This window comes from Pseudoalteromonas sp. AWM4_233, assembly GCF_056158285.1.
The window spans coordinates 3,203,850-3,226,249 of the sequence record NZ_JBSWSZ010000001.1 but is presented as its reverse complement, the minus strand read 5'-3'; the positions used below and the strand labels follow the sequence as shown (position 1 = coordinate 3,226,249).

Annotated in this window: 18 protein-coding genes; 10 read left to right on the top strand and 8 right to left on the bottom strand. The window is 42.6% G+C overall.

Annotated elements, in window-relative coordinates; genetic code table 11:
- Positions 1 to 87: 87 nt before the first annotated feature.
- A complete protein-coding gene (gene gorA / locus ACXAC4_RS14620) occupies positions 88 to 1,446 on the bottom strand; it encodes a glutathione-disulfide reductase (RefSeq protein WP_475162874.1) in 1,359 nt (452 codons plus the stop codon).
- 176 nt (positions 1,447 to 1,622) lie between these two features.
- Between gorA and prlC the strand changes: the two genes are divergently transcribed.
- The 4 genes from prlC to ACXAC4_RS14600 all read left to right on the top strand — a co-directional run bounded on the left by prlC (position 1,623) and on the right by ACXAC4_RS14600 (position 7,905).
- Positions 1,623 to 3,659, top strand: a complete 2,037-nt coding sequence (prlC, locus tag ACXAC4_RS14615; RefSeq protein ID WP_475162873.1) for an oligopeptidase A — start codon at positions 1,623 to 1,625, stop codon at positions 3,657 to 3,659.
- A 180-nt stretch (positions 3,660 to 3,839) separates the two neighbouring features.
- Entirely contained in the window at positions 3,840 to 4,976 is a 1,137-nt protein-coding gene (locus tag ACXAC4_RS14610; RefSeq protein ID WP_475162870.1) for a response regulator, read from the top strand.
- Positions 4,977 to 5,067: 91 nt separating this feature from the next.
- Entirely contained in the window at positions 5,068 to 5,847 is a 780-nt protein-coding gene (locus tag ACXAC4_RS14605) for a class I SAM-dependent methyltransferase (protein ID WP_475162868.1), read from the top strand.
- 132 nt (positions 5,848 to 5,979) lie between these two features.
- Complete coding sequence (locus ACXAC4_RS14600; protein ID WP_475162865.1) at positions 5,980 to 7,905, top strand: methyl-accepting chemotaxis protein; 1,926 nt, start codon at positions 5,980 to 5,982, stop codon at positions 7,903 to 7,905.
- Positions 7,906 to 8,103: 198 nt separating this feature from the next.
- Here ACXAC4_RS14600 and ACXAC4_RS14595 read toward each other — a convergent pair whose 3' ends face one another.
- The 6 genes from ACXAC4_RS14595 to ACXAC4_RS14570 form a co-directional block, all read right to left on the bottom strand.
- Positions 8,104 to 9,120, bottom strand: a complete 1,017-nt coding sequence (locus ACXAC4_RS14595) for a hypothetical protein (RefSeq protein WP_475162862.1) — start codon at positions 9,118 to 9,120, stop codon at positions 8,104 to 8,106.
- Between the two features lie 5 nt (positions 9,121 to 9,125).
- Positions 9,126 to 10,052, bottom strand: coding sequence for a hypothetical protein (locus ACXAC4_RS14590; protein WP_475162859.1), 927 nt, complete (start codon positions 10,050 to 10,052; stop codon positions 9,126 to 9,128).
- A 54-nt stretch (positions 10,053 to 10,106) separates the two neighbouring features.
- Positions 10,107 to 11,801 carry a thiamine pyrophosphate-binding protein gene (locus tag ACXAC4_RS14585; protein WP_475162855.1) on the bottom strand — a complete coding sequence of 565 codons (1,695 nt, stop codon included), beginning with the start codon at positions 11,799 to 11,801 and terminating at the stop codon, positions 10,107 to 10,109.
- Positions 11,802 to 11,858: 57 nt separating this feature from the next.
- Positions 11,859 to 13,352, bottom strand: a complete 1,494-nt coding sequence (locus ACXAC4_RS14580; RefSeq protein WP_475162854.1) for a flavin monoamine oxidase family protein — start codon at positions 13,350 to 13,352, stop codon at positions 11,859 to 11,861.
- 40 nt (positions 13,353 to 13,392) lie between these two features.
- Positions 13,393 to 14,229 (bottom strand): alpha/beta hydrolase, encoded by an 837-nt coding sequence (locus ACXAC4_RS14575; protein WP_475162850.1) that lies wholly within the window; start codon positions 14,227 to 14,229, stop codon positions 13,393 to 13,395.
- A 540-nt stretch (positions 14,230 to 14,769) separates the two neighbouring features.
- Positions 14,770 to 16,002, bottom strand: coding sequence for a helix-turn-helix transcriptional regulator (locus ACXAC4_RS14570; protein WP_475162849.1), 1,233 nt, complete (start codon positions 16,000 to 16,002; stop codon positions 14,770 to 14,772).
- Between the two features lie 167 nt (positions 16,003 to 16,169).
- Between ACXAC4_RS14570 and ACXAC4_RS14565 the strand changes: the two genes are divergently transcribed.
- Positions 16,170 to 16,985, top strand: coding sequence for a DUF2306 domain-containing protein (locus ACXAC4_RS14565; RefSeq protein WP_475162846.1), 816 nt, complete (start codon positions 16,170 to 16,172; stop codon positions 16,983 to 16,985).
- A 106-nt stretch (positions 16,986 to 17,091) separates the two neighbouring features.
- The gene (locus ACXAC4_RS14560; protein WP_058031004.1) at positions 17,092 to 17,409 is read left to right on the top strand and encodes a hypothetical protein; all 318 of its coding nucleotides are present in this window, start codon (positions 17,092 to 17,094) and stop codon (positions 17,407 to 17,409) included.
- 127 nt (positions 17,410 to 17,536) lie between these two features.
- Here the strand turns inward: ACXAC4_RS14560 and ACXAC4_RS14555 are convergent, their stop codons facing one another.
- Positions 17,537 to 18,412, bottom strand: a complete 876-nt coding sequence (locus ACXAC4_RS14555) for a YicC/YloC family endoribonuclease (protein ID WP_138477970.1) — start codon at positions 18,410 to 18,412, stop codon at positions 17,537 to 17,539.
- Between the two features lie 202 nt (positions 18,413 to 18,614).
- Here ACXAC4_RS14555 and rph point away from each other — a divergent pair, with 202 nt between their 5' ends.
- From rph to ACXAC4_RS14535, 4 genes are all read left to right on the top strand, one after another.
- Positions 18,615 to 19,328: a ribonuclease PH gene (rph, locus tag ACXAC4_RS14550; protein WP_058031002.1), complete on the top strand. Its 714-nt coding sequence runs from the start codon at positions 18,615 to 18,617 to the stop codon at positions 19,326 to 19,328.
- Between the two features lie 21 nt (positions 19,329 to 19,349).
- On the top strand, positions 19,350 to 19,991 hold the full coding sequence (pyrE, locus tag ACXAC4_RS14545; RefSeq protein WP_138477972.1) for an orotate phosphoribosyltransferase: 642 nt from the start codon (positions 19,350 to 19,352) through the stop codon (positions 19,989 to 19,991).
- A gap of 387 nt (positions 19,992 to 20,378) precedes the next feature.
- Entirely contained in the window at positions 20,379 to 21,746 is a 1,368-nt protein-coding gene (mpl, locus tag ACXAC4_RS14540; protein WP_475162843.1) for a UDP-N-acetylmuramate:L-alanyl-gamma-D-glutamyl-meso-diaminopimelate ligase, read from the top strand.
- 30 nt (positions 21,747 to 21,776) lie between these two features.
- Positions 21,777 to 22,400 (top strand): flavin prenyltransferase UbiX, encoded by a 624-nt coding sequence (locus tag ACXAC4_RS14535; protein WP_130255467.1) that lies wholly within the window; start codon positions 21,777 to 21,779, stop codon positions 22,398 to 22,400.

The window sequence follows — 22,400 nt, the reverse complement described above, 5'->3', positions numbered from 1 at the left end:
GCGAAAGGGTGCAGCTATTTTAGGCTCGAACGCGAGACAAAGGACGTCGAGCCGGGCGGTGCTTCATGGATGAATAATTGGCAGTGCCTATCTCATGGTAACAAATTCTTCAGAACCCGTTGGGTGTATCGCCACTACAGAATCAAAGTCTGCTTTAGTCGCGCCCATCTTCATTGCCACAGCAAAACCTTGGATCATTTCATCAACCGCAAAACCAATACCGTGTAAACCAACGATTTTCTCGTCTTCGCCCACACAGACTAGCTTCATTTTACAAGGCTGGCGGTGCTGTGTCACAGCGGTGTACATAGCAGCAAACGTAGAAGTGTATACTTTCACATTTTCTTCGCCGTACTGTGCGATCGCTTGTGGCTCGGTTAAGCCGATTGTGCCGATAGGCGGGTGGCTAAATACCACTGTTGGTACTAGTTCATAATCCATTTTGGCATCAGGCAATTCTGGATTAAATAAACGCTCAGCCAACATACGACCTGCTTTTACGGCTACAGGCGTCAGTTCAATACCGCCTTCCATAATGTCGCCCAGTGCATAGATACCAGGTACAGAGGTGTTTTGGTATTCATCAGTTTTAATAAAGCCGCGCTCAGTGGTTTCAACATCAGTGGCTTGTAGATTGATTAAATCAGTCACAGGTTCACGACCAATCGCCCAAATGACTTGGTCAACCGTATGGCTGTCACCATTTTCTAAATGCAAGGTTACAGAGCCATCAGTTTCTTTTGTCAGCGCTTTTGGTGTGGCGTTGGTATGAAGTGTAGGGCCTTCTTTTTCCATCACTTCAGTGAGTGTTTCAACAACTAAAGGGTCGAAGCTACGAAGTGGTGCATGTTTACGAACAAAAAGATGTGTTTCAGTACCAAGGCTATTTAAAACACCAGCAAGTTCAACAGCAATATAACCTGCGCCAATTACTGCCACACGTCGTGGTTGCTCGTCTAATTCAAAGAAACCGTTTGAGTCGATACCGTACTCAGCACCTGGAATATTTGGAATCGAAGGGCGACCGCCTACTGCGATAGAAATATGATCAGCAGTATAATGTTCACCATTCACTTCGATGGTTTTATTATCAACGAATTTAGCAAAACCGTTGATCACGGTTACGCCATTTTTTGCTAAATAACCTTCATAGCCCTTATGAATACGGCCAATATACGCTTCGCGACTCTCAACTAATTTTGCCCAATCGAAGTTTTTAAGTTCAACATCAAAGCCGTAATCAGGTGCGTAAAGCTTAATTGCTTCAGCGACTTGTGCACCGTGCCACATCACTTTTTTTGGTACGCAACCCACATTTACACAAGTACCGCCCATGTGTTTTGCTTCAATTAAAGCGACTTTTGCGCCACGCATTGCCGCACGGTTAGCCGAAGCAATACCACCGCTACCACCACCAATGGCAATATAATCAAAATGTTGAGCCATAAAAACTCCTTAAAAATTGGTTTTATGTTCTAAGCTTTCAGTAATAGAAAGGCGAAGTATCAAGAATATTTCAGTCTAACTTGTAATTGCGGCATTTGCCCCAATTTCAATGCTAATACGTTAAATATGTCATAAAAGAACATATTAATAGAGCAAGATTAAAGGAAAGAGTATTTATGAGTAACCCACTGATTGGTCTTGAAGGTTTGCCACCATTTTCGAAAATTCAACCAGAGCATGTAGTGCCTGCACTTAAAGCTGCAATAGAACATTGTCGTAAAACCATTGACGAAGTATTGGCAAGGCGAGAGTTTACTTGGCAAGGGCTAGTGGTGCCACTAGAAGAGGCGGATGACAAGCTTTCTCGTATGTGGTCGCCAGTATCACACATGCACTCAGTGGTTAACTCTGAAGATTTACGTAAAGCCTATGATGAGTGCTTACCGCTTATTTCAGAATACTCAACCTATGTGGGTCAGCATCAAGGTTTATATGAAGCCTATAAAGCATTAAAAGACTCAGAAGAATTTGCATCACTGAGCATTGCCCAGCAGACCTCAATCGACAATGCATTACGCGATTTCACCTTGTCGGGCATTGCATTAGATAGCGATAAGCAAAAGCGTTATGGCGAAATTTCAGCGCGTTTATCAGAGCTCGCTGCAAAGTTTGGTAATAATGTGATGGATGCAACGCAAGCATGGCAAAAGCATATTAGAGATGAAAGCGAGCTTGCCGGCTTGCCTGAGTCGGCGATTGCTTTAGCGGCGCATACTGCGCACAGCAAAGAGCTTGAAGGTTGGGTGTTTACTTTAGATATTCCGTCTTATCTTCCTGTGATGACTTACGCTGATAACCGCGAGTTACGTGAAGAAATGTACCGCGCATTTTGCACACGCGCTTCTGATCAAGGCCCGAATGCCGGTGAGTTCGATAACTCAGAGATTATGGCTGAGGAGCTAAAGTTGCGTCATGAATTAGCAATGCAGCTAGGTTTTGACAGCTTTGCTGATAAATCATTGGCGACAAAAATGGCCGAAAATCCGGCGCAGGTTTTTGAGTTTTTAAATGATTTAGCGTCTAAGTCTAAACCACAAGCCGAGCAAGAGTTAAATGAGCTACAAGCATTTGCCGAGTCAGAATATCAAATGACTGACTTACAAGCGTGGGATTACGGTTACTTTGGTGAGAAGTTAAAGCAAGCTAAATATGCTATTTCTGACGAGCAGTTACGCCCTTACTTCCCTGCAGATACAGTATTAAAAGGCTTGTTCACCACAGTTAATAAGCTATTTGGCATTAAAGTTACTGAGCTTTCTGATTTTGATACTTATCATGAAGATGTTCGCTTTTTTGCTGTGCACGATAAAAGCGATGAACTTCGCGGTCACTTTTACCTAGATTTATATGCGCGCGAACACAAACGCGGTGGTGCGTGGATGGATGACTGCATGGGTCGTAAAATTCGCGCTAATGGCGAGCTACAAACACCGGTGGCGTACTTAGTATGTAACTTTAATAAAGCCGTCGGCGACAAGCCTGCTTTGTTTACCCACAACGAGGTGACCACTTTATTCCACGAGTTCGGTCATGGCATTCACCATATGTTGACGCAAATTGACGCCTCAGCGGTGGCGGGTATTAATGGTGTGGCGTGGGATGCCGTAGAGCTACCAAGTCAGTTCTTAGAAAACTGGTGCTACGAAGAAGAAGCGCTGAGCTTTATCTCGGGTCATTTCGAAACTGGTGAGCCATTACCTAAAGAATTACTTGATAAACTATTAGATGCGAAAAACTTCCAGTCGGCCATGCAGATGCTGCGTCAGTTAGAGTTTAGTTTATTCGACTTCCATATTCATGCTGATTATAAAGCCGAAGAAGGTTGTCAAATTCAGTCTACTCTAAATGAGGTGCGTAAGCGTACAGCCGTGGTTAAAGCACCTGAGTTTAACCGTTTCCAACATGGCTTTAGTCATATTTTTGCAGGCGGCTATAGCGCGGGCTATTACTCTTACAAATGGGCAGAAGTTTTATCGGCAGATGCATTCTCTCGTTTTGAAGAAGAGGGCGTATTTAACCCACAAACTGGACAAGATTTTATGCAAAACATCTTAGAAAAAGGTGGCTCAGAAGCGCCAATGGAATTATTCAAGCGCTTTAGAGGTAGAGAACCACAAGTTGACGCATTACTCCGTCATAGTGGAATAGCGTAAAATTTTTGTAGCGCGGGGGAGACCCTGCGCCAAGATTGCAAATTTGCATAATAATTACTCAGAGTTTGATGTAGTTATAAAAATAAAAGCGTCTTCGGGCGCTTTTATGCTTTTTGGGGTTCGCAAAATTATCATCTCCAGCTATGCTATTTAAAGACATGATTTATTAAGGGAAATGGTATGAGCAGACTGGTGCTGGCTATCGATGACGACAAGTTAGTGCATAAGATCATCGAAGACGCGTTGGCTGAAAGCTGTAAATTGATCCGAGCTAAAAATGGTGATGAAGGATTGCGGTTAGCCCTTAAATATCACCCCGATATTATTCTTCTTGATGTAGAAATGCCTGGCATGAACGGCTTTGAAGTATGTGAAAAGCTAAAAAAAGCGTCACAAACCAAAGAAATTCCAGTGATGTTTCTTTCTTCTCGCACAGATATCTCTGAGCGTATGCGTGGTTATAACTCTGGTGCTGCAGACTACATAGTAAAACCTTTTAACCGAGAAGAGTTGCTTGCCAGAATCAATGTACTTGATGACTATCGCCAAGTGTCTCAGCGTCTTAAACAAGATATGGAGCAAGCGCAGATAACTGCTGAAATCGCCATGACAGACTCCGGCGATATGGGTCGGATTATGCGCTATGTTGGTCAGTCGTATCACGCCCATGATCTAGAAAGTTTGTCGAGCTTTTTCTTCGAGTTCTTTGTGCCTTTACAGCTAGAAGTCGCGGTCGCATTTTGGCATCAACAAGGTGAGGTGTTTAAATCTGCTGAAGGCGCTATTCAGCCAATTGAGCAAGAACTATTAGAGCAAAATCGTGAAGGTAGTCGTTTTGTCGACTTTGGTCGTCGTACCATTATTAACTACCCTAAAGTCTCTTTGCTGATCAAAAATATGCCGACCGAAGATCCTGGTATGTACGGTCGTTACAAAGACTTGCTGCCACATATTTTGGAGGCGACGAATGCCAAAATTCAAGATATGGAAGAGAGTGAGCAAGCAATCGAGCAAGTAGCGCACATAGGTCAGGTATGTGATGACATAGCACAACAATTGGTATTTTTAGATATGCATCACAGCACGCAATCTGAAAACTTTGAGCAGTTATTGCAGTCTGCACAAATCGAAAATACAGAGCAACTAAAAGCATTTTCACAACATTTTGCTTTTATGAACGAAGAGATTGATGTCATCAAACAAAAACTCGCTTTGATCACTGAAACGCGAGAAGCACTGCATACCAGTCTTAATAAGTTGAGTCAGCCTTGGAGTGAAGATCAAGTAGCCTCTCAAGATGATATTGAGCTTTTCTAACCCGCTTCTATTAATTAAGTATTATTGAAGGTTGGTATAAATAAACGTTTCAACGTTATAATGGGCAAGCTGTTCTATAAGGAGTTTGCCCTTGCTAATCCATACCCCCTATCCTGAAAATCGTCCTTATCTTGATGAAATCGAAAAACGCTTTGAATTAGCCAAATGGGCCGAGCAGTGTAATGCCAATGATGTGCCAAATAAAAGCTTGTTTAAGTTGCAATTTGATGAGCATGGATTGCAGTTATTCAAAAGTGATGAACCAAAATTAGGCGCCATTCGAGTTGACTTTGTAACTGGGGCCAGTGCACACCGACGTAAATTTGGCGGTGGCAAAGGTCAAGCAATTGCTAAAGCTGTGGGGCTAAATAAAGGTGCGATACCGCATGTACTTGATGCGACTGCAGGTTTAGGTCGAGATGCCTTTGTATTAGCTGCGCTAGGTTGCAAAGTGACCATGCATGAACGTCACCCTGTGGTTGCTGCATTACTTTATGATGGCCTACAGCGTGCTTACCAAGATACCGAAATAGGTGAGTGGATGAAGGCGCAAGTGGATATGGCGTTTGGTTCTAGCCATGACTTATTAAATAGCACAGAAGTTAAACCTGATGTGGTTTATCTTGATCCTATGTTTCCACATAGAGAAAAGTCGGCACTGGTGAAAAAAGAAATGCGTGTGTTCCAATCTTTAGTGGGAGACGATCACGATGCAGATGCATTACTATCCTTTGCTATGCAATTGGCGAGTAAACGCGTTGCCGTGAAACGCCCTGACTACGCGCCATTCCTCGATGAGCAAAAGCCGAGTATGCAAATCACCACTAAGAAAAACCGTTTTGATGTATACGTAAAAGCAGCAATGAAATAGAGTTTTTATTCTATATAGGAATAAGTAAAAAGTATGCTTTTTACTTAGTTCGCTCTCTTGTTGAACAAATTACATCAAACTGTCATAAAAGGGTAATACGCTAGCGCCGAAATTTGAAACAAAGGGGGTGTTATGCGTGTTTCTGCTTTTACTCGATGGCTAGCAATTTTGCTAACGTCGGCAAGTTTATTTTTAGCTGGCGTGTTGTTTTGGGCGTCGAATTTATTAAATACACTAGATCAGCAGAACACAGGATATAACCAACTCAAAAATACTGTGCTGGTGGAGCTATCAGGTAGCATTGAAAGCTATCTTAGCAGCGGAGATAGTCAGTACTTAACAGAATCTTCTGACATAATTAATAGGCTCAAGCAAGACTATATTGCTCAATTGCCTGATGACCTGGCTGCGACCATGAGCAATAAGTTAGATGCATTGGATGCTGATATTAACGGAAAGTATCGTGCGATAGGTAAATTGTCTGGCAATGAAATGGCATTACTTGATAATGCTTTAAGGCAAATGAGTGGTTCAGCCGCTTCTTTAATTAGTTATGCGTCGAAAGCCAATGACAGCCCTGTCAAAAAACAATATTACGCGTTAGCGTCTGATTACTTTCAAGCAGTGAACCAACTGAGTATTTTTACCTATCACTTATCAATCAACCCGGATGCAAATACGCAAAAGAGCCTACAAAATACCATTTCGACTTTGCAATCTATCGCCAATAACATCGAGCGTTTAGAAAACCTAGGGGTTATGAGCGAAGTCGACGAAGACGCGTTGTTTTTTGGCGAAGAAGCAGAAGACTTAGCTGATGAAATCAAATCAGAGCTTTCTAGTTGGGCGAATCGTTTTGGTAAAGACGTACAAAATACCTTTGCGCAATCACAATCTCGCCAAGCGGGTACAAAAGCACTTCGAGCAGATATTCAGACGATTATCGATATTGTGCTATCGGCTGAAAGTGACTTAAAAGCCAGCCAAGACGATTTAAAATTGAATGTTTTGGTATTATTTAGTGTAGCAATCGGATTGCTGATTTTGCTTGCCGTAGGTGTGTACTTTGTGCAGCTTAGTCAGGTACTTAATCCATTACGACAACTCAGAGATGGCTTTGCTGATTTGATCAATTCAAATGAAATGAAGCAAATCCACAGTAAAAACCCAGATACAGAAGTGGGTGAGATAGCCGGTTACTTTAATCAGCTCATTCAGCGCCAACAACTAGAAGCACAAGAGCGCCAAGAGATGTTGTCGCTTGTAAATGAGTTTATGGCCCAGATGAGTCAAAACCTGTCACAGATAAGTCAGCAATCTGAAAACACTTATAATCAAGTCGAGCAAACTCAGGGGCTATTGCACAATATTAGAGATTTAGGCGAGCAAGCCAACGATATTAATACTCAAGTTTCTGATAATGCCAATAGTACCTTTGAAGCCATGTCACACAGTGTGCAATTTGCCGATGCCATGCTAGAGGCGAGCTCTTCAACAGAGCAGCGTGTAGAGCAAGGGCAAGATAGCTTAAATGAATTATTGAAGGGTGTTTCAGACGTAGGTACTGTGGTTGAAATGATCCGTACCATTGCGGAGCAAACTAATTTATTAGCATTAAATGCAGCCATAGAATCGGCGCGAGCGGGTGAGCATGGCCGTGGGTTTGCCGTTGTTGCCGATGAAGTGAGAAAGCTAGCGCAACAAACGCAAGATTCATTGTCTGACATTCATCAGCAGTTAAACACCCTAGGCGAAAACTCTAAAAAAGTATCTGAGCAAATGGGCGCGTTATCACAAGATGCGCAAGCGCAGACTGAACATGCGCAAGAGTTAAAGCGTAATTCTGAAGGGGTGGCAGAAAGTGCGCAAACCGCTAACCAAGTAGCGAGCCATGCTATGGAGCTTGCTCAACAGCAAAGTGGTTTGGTGGATGATTTCAGTCAAGCTATGTTGAGTATGAAAGACCAAGTAAATAGTTCGAGCCAGCAAGTGAGTGAGATCCAGTCGAAGTTACAGCAACAAATGTTACAAGTGAGGCAAAGTCTCGGTTTGTCATAAAAAAGCGCGATGCAAAATCGCGCCTACATTCTGGCTGTGTGGTAGGTCTCGGCTTTAGCCCGGCAAAAGTAGCTTAGGGCAAAACCCTTGTCGCCATAAATGACGACCTACATCGTACATGTTAATTTGCTCTGTAGGTCGTGGCTTTAGCCCGACAAAAGCAACTCAGAACAAAACCCTGCTGCTGTAAATGACGACCTAGACTAACTGCACTTTATTCAGCATCACTCCAGATTTTTGCATGGTCTTTTCTATTTGCTCAATGGTCATAGGGTCACGACTCACGCCAGATTGAAACCAATTAAGTGTTTGCGCGCTATGTCTGAGTTTAGGCGTGTTATTCAATACACTATGCAAGTAGTTTTCAGCGAATAATTGATGGCTTGTAATATCATTTGAGATAGCCAGCATACCCGGATGAACATGATGCATGTGTACACCTGATTCAGGAGAATGCGCAATAAATCGAGAGGTATTGTAAGCGAGTAAACGTACCTTATTTGAGATGGTTTCTTGTATGTCGCGCATCGCAAATAAGCCATCAAGCCGATTACGATATTTCTCTAAAGACTGTGCTTCAAATAAAACGTTAGCTAATCCATTTTGCGGGGAATGTATCAATCCTTCTTTATCAGTAAGCTGATCTAAAAATAGAATATGATCGGCTTGCCTTGCCTGCGCCAGTACTTTCACATCTGGTAACGCTTTGGGCATAGTCAGAGTCGACCAGTCACGATTATTAGCAACATTCACAAGTTGCGCTTTATGAAACTGCTTATCTGTTTGAGGGTCTGCAATCGCTTTAAGCAATGGAGAATTATTCGCTAGCCCCTCTGGCGTATGATAGGCAATAGTAATGCGTTTTCTGTTGATGCCTTTTGATTGTAAGCGTGTCAAACAAGCGCTTACTAATTTATGATCAACACTATAAGGGAATGCTTTTTCACTCACTTGCCCTAAGATAATGAGTACTTTATCAGTTTCAGATTGTTTGAAATTAAGCGCATCCGTTAATTGGTTGAAGAGCATGTTGGTTTGTGCTTGCTCCAATAGTCCTGCGTTTTTTAATTGTGCGGTGGCAACCCCGCCATTGTGATTGTTAAACACGTTGTCGAGTGCAAAGCTGGGCATGCTGCTGGCTAACAATCCCATTCCTGCACCGGTGCCTTTTAAGAAAGCACGTCTTGATAGTCCTTTGTTATTTGATGGTTCCATAATATTTAAACCTTTTCGTAAATACTGAGATATTCCGGCAGCATAGTGCTTTCTTCGAGCGGAATAACCTTATGCACTTTGTAGCCATAGACCGCCATTTCTCTATGCCATGCGTCTAAAGATTGCAGTCTGTTTCTATGCGTTTGTGCGCTCTGCCACGAGCGACCATGTAGTAAGTTTTGCCAATCATTAAATACCGAGACCAGATGTTTCTGTGCGGTGTGTTGCACGTCGAATATCGGCATGATTAACTTGCCACCAGAGGGCATGTGCTGCTTTATATTGAGCATCATGTGAGTAAACTCATTGCTTGAATAGCTGTGAGGGCCATTATAAATAGCGGCTAACTCAGCCTTAGGCGCATTTATATGACTTGCTTGAGTGAATAGCTCTGTTGGATGAATTACTCCAGTGAAATCCGCTCGTGGCAATGGTGTATATTGCTCGCTTAAGGTGTGCGTCATGGTATAAGTTGCACCATTAAAAAATGGCAAGTGATTGATTGGATCAAACTCACTATTGGGTAGACCAAAGCTGATATACCCAGAGAACCGTTGATGCTGAATTAACTCCGTTAAATATTGGCTGAAGCGCACTTGCTGATCTTGCAAACGATGCATATTAAGCAACTGTATATTGAGGTTACTGCTGGCTAGAATAGCCGACAAACGCTGGTATATCAGCGCTTCACTTTGCATGTTTGCCGCACACTTTAATGCTTGAGTGTGTATTTCAGCATCTTGATATAAGTGCAGTTGCTTTGCCAATAACGCAGTAAAATCATTAAATAAATACTTATTTAAATACAACGCATGGTAGCTATTTGATTCATTGAGCAAGGCCCTTATCCAAGGCGAAGCAAACGCATCAAGACTGGTTAATCCGGCAGCAGCAAAACCGCTTTTTAAAAAAGCGCGTCGCGACAATGTCATCCTTTTACCCTTGTGTTAACGTGGCCGGTATGATGTTTTACCGGCCGATTTTGATTAAATACCTAAAAAGGCACGGTTTTCAGCTGGGAGATCTTTCATTGGGATCTGTGCTGCGATCACACAAGGTTGATCATCACGGGCATGCGCATGTTGCAGTGCACCAAGTAGATCTTCATAGGTATTTACTCGAAGGCCAATGCCGCCGTTGTATACATGCGGCATATTTTCGTATTTCCAACCGTTGAGCATCACGTAATCTAATGGTGCTTTACCAGGCTCAGTAAAGAACGAACCGTCAATTAAGAACTGCTCTATCGCATATGATCCATTATCAACAATGACAATAATGGCTGGGATATTGTTTTGTACAAAGGATGAGAATGCCTGTGACACCATTTGGAACCCACCGTCACCAGTTACAATAAGCGGTCGTTTGCCCGTTGCAAAATAACTACCAATGGCGGCGGGAGTGCCCTGACCAATTGAAAGCCAAATCGGGTTAGCTAAGAAGCATTGTGTATCGGTCACTGGTATATCCGCGCCCGGGAAGCTTGCCAAACAGGTATCTAAACTAATGTAATATGGCGCATGGGTAGTATTTAAGAAATCCCCGATGGCAGCAAAAATTCCATCATGCCCCAAAGTGCCTGAATATGGATCGCTGGCAAATTTGCTTTGCCATTGCTCTCGGCGTTGCTGATAACTTAATCCGGCGACACTGGGTACGGTGTTACCTTGTGAGTTAAGGGGTTGCAACGTATTGATGGCTTCTATTGCTGCGCCCAAAGAGAGTTTTGGTAGTACATGGCTGCCTACCATGGCTTTATTAAATGCCACACGGATCAGCTTCTCTTTCAGTGAGATAACCATATAACGGTGATCAATGCCAAACAAGCAACCAAGTGCAATCACACAGTCAGATGATTCAACACCCTGTGTTATGGTTGAAGGAGCTAAATCACTGTCATACACACCGCAAAACAGAGGGTGTGACTCACTTACTAAAGACTTAGACAGCAAGGTGGTATAGAAAGGCAGTCCTTGAGATTCAACAAATTGCATTGCCTCATCAATTAGACCAAATCTAACTAGTTCAGCTCCTAATAACACCACAGGCTTTTGAGCATGCGCTAGTCTGTCTTCAAGGGCGCGGACAAACTGCTGCTTACCCGCAGTGTGGCGTTTTGCTGAATAGCTTAAGTTCGCAGAGAAGTGACCAATCGGCTTTTTCCACAAATCTTGAGGGATCTCGATATAGACAGGACCAGATTGCTCTAACGCAGTGATCAGCAAAGCATCTATTCTATCTGCAGCACCGTCTAATTCACGGATCTCTTCAGCGGCGAGCGTCAGCTCTTTGAACACGTGTAAATCGGTTTTACCAAACCCGGTTGAGTGCGAGAATAACACATCGTATTCGGCCTCAAGGCTTAAGTCTTTATCGGTTGGACCGCCGTTGATCACCGCCAGAGGCACGCGCTCTGTTAATGCACTGGCAATGCCGTTGGCCATACTTAACGTACCTACACCATACGCAACTGAAACAGCACCTAACGCGCCTTGTCGGCCATATCCGTCTGCGGCATAACCTGCTTCTAGTTCATTAACGGTATTGATGAAGTGCATGTCAGGATCGGCAACTAAGCTGTCGATAAAATCTGAACATGATGTACCCGGCACACCAAAAACATGGTGACACCCTAATTGTTTAAGTCTGAGTGTAATAAACTCAGCGACTGTATAAGACATGATATTTCCTTATTACCAAAACTTATCTTTGGCTTACTACTTTAATTGGTAAAAAATTTAAGCGTGTTTGTGAATGTATTGCACGGCCTCAAGCGCTGAGACTAACGCGCCTTGGATCCAAGAGTGATAAACAGAGCAATGCTCACCCGCGAAGCATAAGCGCTGCTCAGGTTCACGCATGAGTGCATAATAATCTTGATGATCTCTGGGGTTGAAAAAAGCATAGGCACCCGCTGAGTGAGTATGGTTACTCCAGCTCCATCGCAAGACACTTAAAATGTCATCTCGTGTGATATAGGGGTGTACTTTTTTCAGCTCAGTATAAATCAGCTCTTTAAGCTCGAAGTTATTGAGCGTATCAACACGGCGTGCGTGTTGGCCCCAGGTATAAGAGGCGAGTAGGTAACTTGCCGAGTTTGATATCAAAGTATCTTTGGCGATGGCATTATCAGCTGGGTACCAAGTGTGTCCTAGGCCGACATCATAGATGGTGCTACCACCATAGATCCCTTCTTTTAGCTCCCAAAAACGATTTTTTGTTCTGATCAACACTTTAGTGGCTGAATCATAGTGTACTTGTGCAAATGCACGCGCTTTCTTTGGGTTTATGCTGTTATGGAAGTCGATTTTGCCCAATACACCAAAAGGCAGTGTACAAATAGCATAATCAGACTCTATGGTGTGTTTGTTTCTATCTCTAGACTGGTAACACACAGATACTTTATCGGTTTGATTGTTAATATCGACGACTTTGGCACCCGCCAGAAAATTAACTTTACCTGCAATACTTTGATAAAGACGTTGTGCGAGTAAATCCGTACCGCCGACGATTTCGTCAAAGCCTTCAAACCAAACTCGCTCAAGCTGCTCGCGTAAATGCTCTGAAAAAGCAGTATGTAGTAAGGTCGAAACCCCATAAATTGACGAAACATACTCCAAGGCCTCTGAACTTAATCCCGCTTGCTTAAAGGCATCTTTTAGCGACATAGCATCGAGTGTTTTCAGTCTGTCAGTACTTAACTCTTTGTCATATAGGGACTGCTTTTCTTTATCCGATAAAGTATTGAGTACTTCAGTGACTGCAAGATCCCACATATCATCTACGCTCATGTTGCGCTCTTTAGGGGTCAGATCGAAGGCCTGCTTTAGGCGTTCAAAACCTTCAGCGCTCCGAGCCACTTTTTGGCCACGGATCATCGCGTGGGCTCTGGCATTATCCTGTACAAATGGTCTTAGCTTTAAGCCCATTTCAGCGATGTAATGACGTGATAGCTGATGATGTGTTGGAATACGCATTGCGCCTAATTCGGCATAAAGCGTATCAGATTCTCGTAAGGTTCTAACGCGACCACCGATATGGCCAGGATCAGCCTCAATGATGGTCACTTTTGCACCGAGTCTTAGTAACTCGTAGGCGCTGGTTAATCCCGCAATACCACCTCCAACAATAGTAACAGAAGGCGTTTTCGGTAAACTTTGGGCAGCAAGTGCCCTGACACTTTTCAATAGCGCCATAGGCTTGCCACTATGGGCAAGAGTATTATTCATCATTAAAAAGTCCTTTTAACGATTGATTAAGTTTATTTAAAAATTACAGTGTTAACGCTGATTTAATCGCATCTGCCAAAGCCACAGGTTGCGTGATCATAGGCAAATGACCAGACGTAATACTGTAGGTTTTTGTCGCACCTATAGATTGAGCAATCTTTTGTTGTGTCGCATATGAGATGATTTTATCTTCTTTCGCAAATACATAGGCTTTTGGAATTGCGTCTAACTTAGTTTTGTTTAAGTACACTTTGCCTTCGCCCGTGACAGCAGGTTCATCGACAGATTGTGACCAAACTTTTGTCTTAAGAGAATGAGATTGGGTGTTGGTAAATGACGCAACATATTCAGCTTGGTTGGTGATTTTCATCCAACCGTCTTTATAGGTGACCCCTTTGAAGTAATTGTCTTCATCGTCTTTGTTTAGCAGTGCAAAAGGTTTCGCTCCCTCGATAGGCGCGACGGCACTGACATAGATTAAGTTACTGATCTCAGCCTTATTGCATGATGCGAGTGCTTCGTGAGCAACCGCGCCACCTTGACTGTGCATAACCCAAACTTGAGGCTGAGGTAGTGCATTCGTTCGCTCACACAGTGCCTTTGCTGCGTGGTTTAAGGTAATGCTTGATGGCGTAACAGTATTATCACGTCCGGGTAAATCTAGAATATGTGATGCAATTTGTGCACTTTCCAGTTCAGTTGCAACAGGCTGCCAAGCAGAGCCTCGCAAATGCGCGCCATGAATAAATACCACTGTGGTAGCTGCTTGCTCAGCGCTTAGAGCGGCTGCAGAAAGCGGTGTTGAGTTTGACGAAATACTATTACAGGCCACTAAACTGGCCGTGGCACAAAAAGCGATAAAGGTATTTTTTAACTTCATCCTAAGTCCTTCCTAATTCTGTAAGTAAAAAACGCGGGCATCTTAACAATAAAAAATACGAAAAATAACAGTATAAAAAATAGGGACTTTTGCTTTTTAACTGCGTTAATCGAAAAAACTCAAAAATGATTTAGGTCTGCCGAAAGGGTTGAGAATTTTTATGCTAAACAGCAGGTTAACTATTCTCTGTGTTCGTGAGGTGAGCGCATTATACTTTTGTCGAATAAAAATAATTATTGTTTCTTGTAGTTAAATGGACTGTTTTATTTTTATCCAAAAAGGCCTGCAATAATGTAAATATTGCGAGAGTAAATGTGCAGTTATGATTATTTATTACCTGTCAAATTAACCTTTATTTTTCTCCCACTATTGAAATATGCAGTCTTAACGAGTTTTCTTATTGGACACTGTTGAGGGGAGTTAAATAGTTTTTTTATAAAATAATTTATTTTAAATCTCCCATTAGGTGGTATCTGAATGCAATTTTCAGTTTATTGCACACCGCAGGTATCTTTGCGTCTAATTTGGTTAAGTGCTTATTTATTTTGACTGTTGCTTGAATTGACTTGGTGTTAATTGAGAGTATTTTTTGAATGCACTATAAAACGCTGATTTAGAATTAAAGCCCACTTGCATAGCGATATCTAAAACCGTTAGTTCTGACTCTAATAGCAGCTTTTGTGCAGCCACAATGCGTTTATGATTCACATAATCAAAAAAGTTGGTCGCTAAGGTTTCATTGAGCGTTTGCGAAATATAATTAGGCGATGTATGAATGTGTTTGGCAAGTTTTGGTAAAGAGAGGTTTGCATCTAAATAAAGCTGCTCCGAGGTCATTGCTGTTTCCATTTTCTGTGCGATGTTTCCTGCCATCTCAGCAGTGAGTGCAGAGCGTTTATATTTCTCAGAAGAAACATTTTCAGATTCTTTAATTTGGCTGTTTTCATTATCCAAAGCAAAAGACGCTTGATGTTCAAAATCGACAGACTCGTTAGAGAATAGCTCTTCAAAGCCTGGTTTTTGTCTTAATCCCCAAGTGGCGACAAAGCAAACCGTAATGAGCAAAACAAACTGAAAGGTATCTTGTGTAAATTCACTGGCGATAAACAAATTATCGAGTAATAAATTCACTGCTGCGAAAGCCCAAGCAACGCCTACAATCAGCAGTAAACCGCTTAGCCATCTGATCTCTTTCGCTTCGGTCGAAGCAAATACCTGTTTTAATTGGCTTCTGTAATGCTTTAGACGCTTGATGATTTTAATCAGATAAAACGCTGACTGAGCAATCCAGCCCAACACCAGCACAAATGTGGCGATCAGCAATCCGTAAATGAAGTTTCTAAACAGTGCCGATGTCTGTTCGAGTATCGCCATGTCACCCTTACCAAGCAGATTGTAATGAATCTCAGCGGGTAGCAAAAAGGTGATAAGGCTAATCAATAACCCAAGCCCAGGTAGAACTAAATGCCGTGCATCGGCTTTTTCAAATCGCCAAGGTGCATCATGTGTTAAGCCTTTTACATATAGCCAAAAGCAGGGCGCGAACAGTAATAAAGCAGGCAGTGCCAGCGTTAAGGTTGAAAGCTGTAAAGCGGGCGCAAGTGCTTTTAGGCTTGGCTGGCAAATAACAATCGCGACGCCAATAAAACTCAAAGCGAGCGGGAAATAAGTGTGGTTTTTGTCGGTTCGAACAACCAGTAAGTTAGCGCTAAAGAATAAAACACTCAAAGTCGCAATATTAATTGCCAGTAAATTTAAATCAACGGCTGGCATATAAGTAACCCTTTTTTATCCTTACTTTACAGTTGGTTAGTTGTATGTTTGTGGTGTTCTATTGGTTAGGCGAAGTTCAAAAATGGTCTTAATCAATAGGCCTGAACGACACACTAACATTGATATTACAAGATTGTCTCAAGCAAAACGAGAAACGAGGCAATGTTATGAACTTAATCACTGCAAATAAAAACCAAAGAGACTCACAGCTAGTAGACCCACACTGTGAGGCCGCGTCATCATCAAGTAATTCAAACGCAGTACACTGTAGTCAAAAAACAAGTAATCACAAAAAAAGTCCAAGCAATTGGAAAGTAGTCAGCCTGTTATTCTTCTTAATTGGCCTGCCCGCTATACCTGCAATTTTTATTGTCGCACTGGTCTTACTCGGCCCAGATGCAATCGCTGAGGCATCAAGTTTGATTAATGCCCGTTATTTTGAACTCTCAGCTGCAATTTTGGTGCATGGTGTAAGCGGTATTGTTTTCTTCTTTTCATTACCCACTCAGTTCTCAACTCGATTACGCATAACTCGACCTAAGATGCACAGAGTAATGGGGCGCTTGGCCGTTGTGTCTGCGTGCTTAATGGCAATATCTGGCGTATGGATGCACCTCGTATTTTCACCAACAGACTTAGGGGCGCGTTTTATATCCTTGGTGATTGTGGCTATCACTATTTGTATTAGCTTCAGTACAGCGATTGTGTTTGCGATGAAGAAAAACATCGCCGCCCATAAGGCATGGATGGCACGCGCCGTAGCCGTCACTTTAGCTGTGGTAACACCGCTATTCTTGGGAGTGATTTTAAGTCTGTTTATCGATGTAAGCAGCCCGATTGGAGAGGTTGCTGTCAGCGTACTACACGACTACGACCGTTTGATTGGATTAGTTTTAAATCTGCTGGTAGTAGAGGTGTTAATGGCTAAAAAGCGCTTTCATTTATCTGTAGAAAATATGAAATGTGTCACTCAGTTTAAGTAAAACTGCGAATATTGTTTAATAAATTTTTAGTTGTTTTGTCACTAAAGTTATTGAGTATATTCAGCGCTGATTTTCAGCATGTTTTTTTAATTTAAGGATAAAAGCAATGAAAAAACTAGCATTAACTTTAGCGCTATGCTTGGTTTCTATAACTTCTGTACAAGCAAAAGTAGTCACTTGCGAAGATAAAATTGACTCAATTACAGTTCAACCAAACAATGATGTGTGGATTTGGTTTGAATATGAAGATACCGCAAAATTAAAGGCAAACCACTCTCGCCGTTATGAGTTACTAGGCCGTGCATATATTGCAATGGCAAATAAAGAGACGGTGCGTTTTAAAATCGATAATGGTGAGTTGAGGTCAACTAAGTGTCACGATTTAGACACTGGTTTTAGTACTTTAATTGACATCGTAAATTAATTTCTTGAATCCAGATTTTAGAATTTAAAACGAGCTTTATTCGATTAGTACTAATTTATAACTGAAGAAAACTATAAAAGCCCAGATAATCTGGGCTTTTATGTAATATGCTGAAAGTATTACAGCGTTATTCAATATTCTGGATCTGCTCGCGCATCTGCTCAATTAACACTTTAAGTTCAACCGCTGCATTGGTGATCTCAGTATTGATTGACTTTGACGCTAGGGTGTTTGATTCACGGTTAAACTCTTGCATCATAAAGTCTAAGCGACGGCCACATGCGCCACCTTTCTTTAAGATTTTGTTTGTTTCTTTAACGTGAGACTTTAAACGGTCTAGCTCTTCAGCGACGTCTTGTTTTTGCGCAAGGTAAATCAGTTCTTGCTCAAGGCGGCCTTCGTCTATGTCTGTTTTAAGTTCATCTAAACGGCTGGTTAGCTTGTCGCGCTGCCATTTAGCCACTTCTGGCATATGACCCTCAACAATCGCTACTTGCTCGATGATGGCATCAAGACGTGTCGTGATCATGGCTTCAAGGTTTTCACCTTCACTTGCACGCGCCGCTTTGAAATCTTCAACCAGTAAATCAAAACCAGCTAGTAGCTCGCTGTTTACTGTGTCTAAATCGATTTCTTCGGCTTCCATCACGCCCGGCCAACGTAAAATATCAACTGGGTTGATGGTGCTTACCGCTTGGTCGCCATTGCTTTGTGACTGAACCCACTGGGCACTTTTAATTAACTGTTGTGCCAGAGTCTCGTTGATAGACAATTCGCCAACATGGGCTGGGTTGGCTGCAAACTTTAAGAATACTTCAACCTTGCCGCGTTGTAGGTGCTTGCGAAGGCGTTCGCGTATTACCGGCTCCATACCGCGAAATTGTTCAGGTGCTCGGATAAAGGTTTCTAGGTAACGCTGATTAACTGAGCGGATTTCCCAAACCCCTGTGCCCCATTCACCTTTAACTTCTCGGCGTGCGTAGGCGGTCATACTGTGGATCATGTAAAGATTCCTAAAATCATAAAATTAAAACCGATGGCATTATAGCTACAGGGCAGGCCAGTTTGAAGTGCAATTTCTGCCCAGTCACAAAATCATCATTTTTGTTGAGAGTAAGTTATAGCTCGAATTAACACAAATGTCCGTGGCAAGATAACGCATGACCCTTTATAATATTGAAAATTTTGAATATAGGGGAACGTGGATGCGTCCAAGTGAAAGAACAGCAAATCAAATTAGGCCTGTGACCTTTACCCGTAACTATACTATGCACGCCGAAGGCTCTGTGCTGGTTGAGTTCGGAAACACAAAAGTACTTTGTACAGCAACGGTTGAAGCCGGTGTACCTCGCTTTATGAAAGGCCAAGGTAAAGGTTGGATCACAGCTGAATACGGTATGTTGCCACGTTCTACTCATACGCGTAATAACCGCGAAGCTGCGAAAGGCAAGCAAGGCGGCCGTACAATGGAAATTCAACGCTTAATTGCGCGCGCGCTTCGTGCTGCTGTTGATTTAAAAGCGCTTGGCGAAAACACCATTACAATTGATTGTGATGTACTTCAGGCTGACGGTGGTACGCGTACGGCGTCTATCAGCGGTGCATGTGTGGCATTGGTTGATGCACTGACTAACATGCGTGCGAAAGGCATGATCAACAATAACCCACTGAAGTTTATGATTGCAGCGATTTCTGTGGGTGTTTACAAAGGCCAAGCGATTTCTGATCTTGAATACCTAGAAGATTCAGAAGCTGAAACTGATATGAATGTGATCATGACAGAAACAGGCAAGCTGATTGAAGTGCAAGGTACTGCTGAGGGCGAACCGTTCTCATTTGAAGAATTAGATGAGTTGTTAGGTTTGGCGAAGCATTCAATCCGCGAAATCATCGATATTCAAAAACAAGCATTGGCATAATTTAAGTAGGGTTAAGTTGACATGAAAGCATATCAAAAAGAGTTTATTGAATTTGCTCTAGAGAAGCAGGTATTAAAGTTTGGTGAGTTCACTTTAAAATCTGGCCGTACTAGCCCTTATTTCTTTAACGCGGGTCTATTCAACACAGGTCGTGACTTGGCACGTTTAGGTCGTTTTTATGCAGCAGCACTTGAAGATGCAGGCATTGAGTACGACTTACTATTTGGCCCTGCGTACAAAGGTATTCCAATTGCGACAACGACAGCTGTAGCCCTTGCTGATCACTACAATAAAGACGTACCGTATTGCTTTAATCGTAAAGAAGCAAAAACCCATGGTGAAGGCGGTAGCTTAGTAGGTTCACCACTTGAAGGCCGTATCATGTTAGTTGATGACGTGATCACTGCGGGTACTGCTATTCGTGAGTCAATGGAAATCATTGCTGCGGCAGGTGCTGATCTGTCAGGTGTTTTAATTGCCCTAGACCGCCAGGAAAAAGGTAAAGCTGAGTTATCTGCAATTCAAGAAGTTGAGCGTGACTTTGGTACACAAGTGGTATCAATCGTGAAACTTGCTGACCTAATTACTTACCTAGAAGAGCAAGGCTCAATGGGCGAGCATTTAGAAGCAGTTAAAGCCTACCGCGATCAGTATGGTGTCTAAGAAAGCTTTAGCTTTCGTTGCTCCAGCTTAACAAACGTTAGCTGTAAAAAGCAGGTACAAATATAAGATAGAAGATGCCAGTCTAAGACTGGCATTTTTTTTATATATTCAGCCCATATTTAATCAGTATTGATAGGATACCAACCCTCAATAATTCTTAATTATTTTTAGGGACTAAAACTGGCGCTAGCTACGTTAAAAATTTCTTATTTAGAACAACTAAACTTCAAAATTTTTGCCTTACTATCGACAAGTTTTTTTTGCCTCAAAATAGATCAATTAATTAAGAGTGTTGGTATAGCACCTGTTTCTGTAATTAATTCGCACAATAATGGTGATTTCCGTTAATATGGCAAACCATATATTCTTCACCCAAGGTCTTGGTTTATGAGCAACAACAATAATAAACACATTCATATTTTAGGTATTTGCGGCACATTTATGGGCGGCATTGCGGCCATTGCTCAGTCTTTGGGTTATAAAGTGACAGGCTCAGACCAAAACGTTTATCCGCCTATGAGTACTCAGCTTGAAGAATTGGGTATTGAGCTCACTCAAGGTTACGATCCTAAACAGCTAGACCCTGCGCCTGATATGGTGGTGATTGGCAATGCCATGAGCCGTGGTAATGCATGCGTTGAGTATGTGTTAGAGAAAGGCTTAAATTACACCTCAGGTCCTGAGTGGCTAAAGAATCATTTACTGTGTGACAGCTGGGTATTGGCAGTGGCGGGCACACACGGTAAAACCACAACGGCGAGTATGTTAGCTTGGGTTTTAGAATACGCAGGTTTGCGCCCTGGTTTTTTAATTGGTGGCATAGTGCAAAACTTTGGGGTGTCTGCACGTGTCAGCGATACGCCGTTTTTTGTGATTGAAGCTGACGAATACGACACGGCCTTTTTTGATAAACGCAGTAAGTTTGTACATTACCTGCCACGTACGTTGGTCATGAACAACCTTGAATTTGATCATGCCGATATTTTTGTGGATCTCAACGCCATTCAAACGCAGTTCCATCACCTTATTCGTACTTTACCGGGTAAAGGCAAAGCCATTTATCCGGCGGATGATATTGCCTTGCAAGAGGTGGTTGAGCGCGGCTTTTGGAGTGAACAAGAAACGTTAAAAGGCGATTGGGACTATCACTTACTCTCAGCTGACGGCTCACAATTTGAAGTGCTTTTACATGATGAAGTACAAGGGGTTGTGAAGTGGGACGCAATTGGTGAGCACAATGTGAAAAATGCCATGATGACCATTGCCGCAGCGCGACATGTGGGCATTCCAGTTGAGGTGTCGATTGATGCCTTAGCTGAGTTTATATCACCAAAACGCCGCATGGAGTTGATCGGTGAAGTAGCAGGTATTCGTATTTACGACGACTTTGCACATCACCCAACGGCAATTAAAACCACTTTGGCAGGCTTAAAAGCCAAAGTAGGCAGTGATGAGGTCGTTGCAATTTTAGAGCCTCGTTCTAACACCATGAAAATGGGCGTACACAAACAAACCTTGTTGGCGTCACTTGAACAAGCTGATAAAGCGTATTTATTCGAACCTGAAGGGTTAGATTGGTCGTTGAAGGCCCAAGCCCAAGAAGCAGGGCGAGAGTGCGATAGCACGATTGAGTCTATTATTGAGAAGGTGTGTGCAAACGCACAGGCAGGCCAGCATATTCTTATCATGAGTAATGGTGGTTTTGCAGGTATACATCAAAAATTATTGGCAGCGTTGCAGGCTAAATTTAGCTAGGTTGCCAACGTCGAGCTTAAAGGTTTAAAAATGAAACAGTATAAAGAGGCCATTACACTGGCTTTTAGTGGCGCATCGGGCGCACCCTATGGTCTTCGTCTACTCGAAGTGCTGGTGGCAATGAACTACCAAGTTTATGTGCTTATTTCGAGCGCTGCGCGTGTGGTGCTTGATACCGAATCAAATATAAAGTTGTCTGGCAATGAGCAGAAATGTACTGAACAGTTAAGTGAGCTAGTAAAAGCTGGGCCTGAGCAAGTAAAAGTATTTGGTAAAGATAACTGGTTTAGTCCGGTGGCTTCTGGTTCAGCGGCACCGAAAAAAATGGTGGTTTGCCCATGTAGCGCAGGTTCTGTATCGGCGATTGCGGTAGGCGCATCAGATAACTTATTAGAACGTGCGGCTGATGTAGTGATTAAAGAGCGTGGGCAACTGATTTTAGTGCCTCGCGAAACGCCATTTAGCTCAATTCACTTAGAGAATATGCACAAATTGAGTCAGATGGGCGTGACCATCATGCCTGCGGCTCCGGGTTTTTATCATAAACCTGAATCGATCGACGACCTTGTCGACTTTATGGTGGCGCGAATTTTAGACCACCTTAATATCGAACATACACTCACTAAACGTTGGGGTTATGGAGACCACAAATAA

Excerpts from the sequence above, each read along its gene's own strand:
- gorA (WP_475162874.1), bottom strand. The coding sequence starts at position 1,446 with ATGGCTCAACATTTTGATTATATTGCCATTGGTGGTGGTAGCGGTGGT.
- prlC (WP_475162873.1), top strand. The coding sequence starts at position 1,623 with ATGAGTAACCCACTGATTGGTCTTGAAGGTTTGCCACCATTTTCGAAA.
- ACXAC4_RS14610 (WP_475162870.1), top strand. The coding sequence starts at position 3,840 with ATGAGCAGACTGGTGCTGGCTATCGATGACGACAAGTTAGTGCATAAG.
- ACXAC4_RS14600 (WP_475162865.1), top strand. The coding sequence starts at position 5,980 with ATGCGTGTTTCTGCTTTTACTCGATGGCTAGCAATTTTGCTAACGTCG.
- ACXAC4_RS14595 (WP_475162862.1), bottom strand. The coding sequence starts at position 9,120 with ATGGAACCATCAAATAACAAAGGACTATCAAGACGTGCTTTCTTAAAA.
- ACXAC4_RS14590 (WP_475162859.1), bottom strand. The coding sequence starts at position 10,052 with ATGACATTGTCGCGACGCGCTTTTTTAAAAAGCGGTTTTGCTGCTGCC.
- ACXAC4_RS14585 (WP_475162855.1), bottom strand. The coding sequence starts at position 11,801 with ATGTCTTATACAGTCGCTGAGTTTATTACACTCAGACTTAAACAATTA.
- ACXAC4_RS14580 (WP_475162854.1), bottom strand. The coding sequence starts at position 13,352 with ATGATGAATAATACTCTTGCCCATAGTGGCAAGCCTATGGCGCTATTG.
- ACXAC4_RS14575 (WP_475162850.1), bottom strand. The coding sequence starts at position 14,229 with ATGAAGTTAAAAAATACCTTTATCGCTTTTTGTGCCACGGCCAGTTTA.
- ACXAC4_RS14570 (WP_475162849.1), bottom strand. The coding sequence starts at position 16,002 with ATGCCAGCCGTTGATTTAAATTTACTGGCAATTAATATTGCGACTTTG.
- ACXAC4_RS14565 (WP_475162846.1), top strand. The coding sequence starts at position 16,170 with ATGAACTTAATCACTGCAAATAAAAACCAAAGAGACTCACAGCTAGTA.
- ACXAC4_RS14560 (WP_058031004.1), top strand. The coding sequence starts at position 17,092 with ATGAAAAAACTAGCATTAACTTTAGCGCTATGCTTGGTTTCTATAACT.
- ACXAC4_RS14555 (WP_138477970.1), bottom strand. The coding sequence starts at position 18,412 with ATGATCCACAGTATGACCGCCTACGCACGCCGAGAAGTTAAAGGTGAA.
- rph (WP_058031002.1), top strand. The coding sequence starts at position 18,615 with ATGCGTCCAAGTGAAAGAACAGCAAATCAAATTAGGCCTGTGACCTTT.
- pyrE (WP_138477972.1), top strand. The coding sequence starts at position 19,350 with ATGAAAGCATATCAAAAAGAGTTTATTGAATTTGCTCTAGAGAAGCAG.
- mpl (WP_475162843.1), top strand. The coding sequence starts at position 20,379 with ATGAGCAACAACAATAATAAACACATTCATATTTTAGGTATTTGCGGC.
- ACXAC4_RS14535 (WP_130255467.1), top strand. The coding sequence starts at position 21,777 with ATGAAACAGTATAAAGAGGCCATTACACTGGCTTTTAGTGGCGCATCG.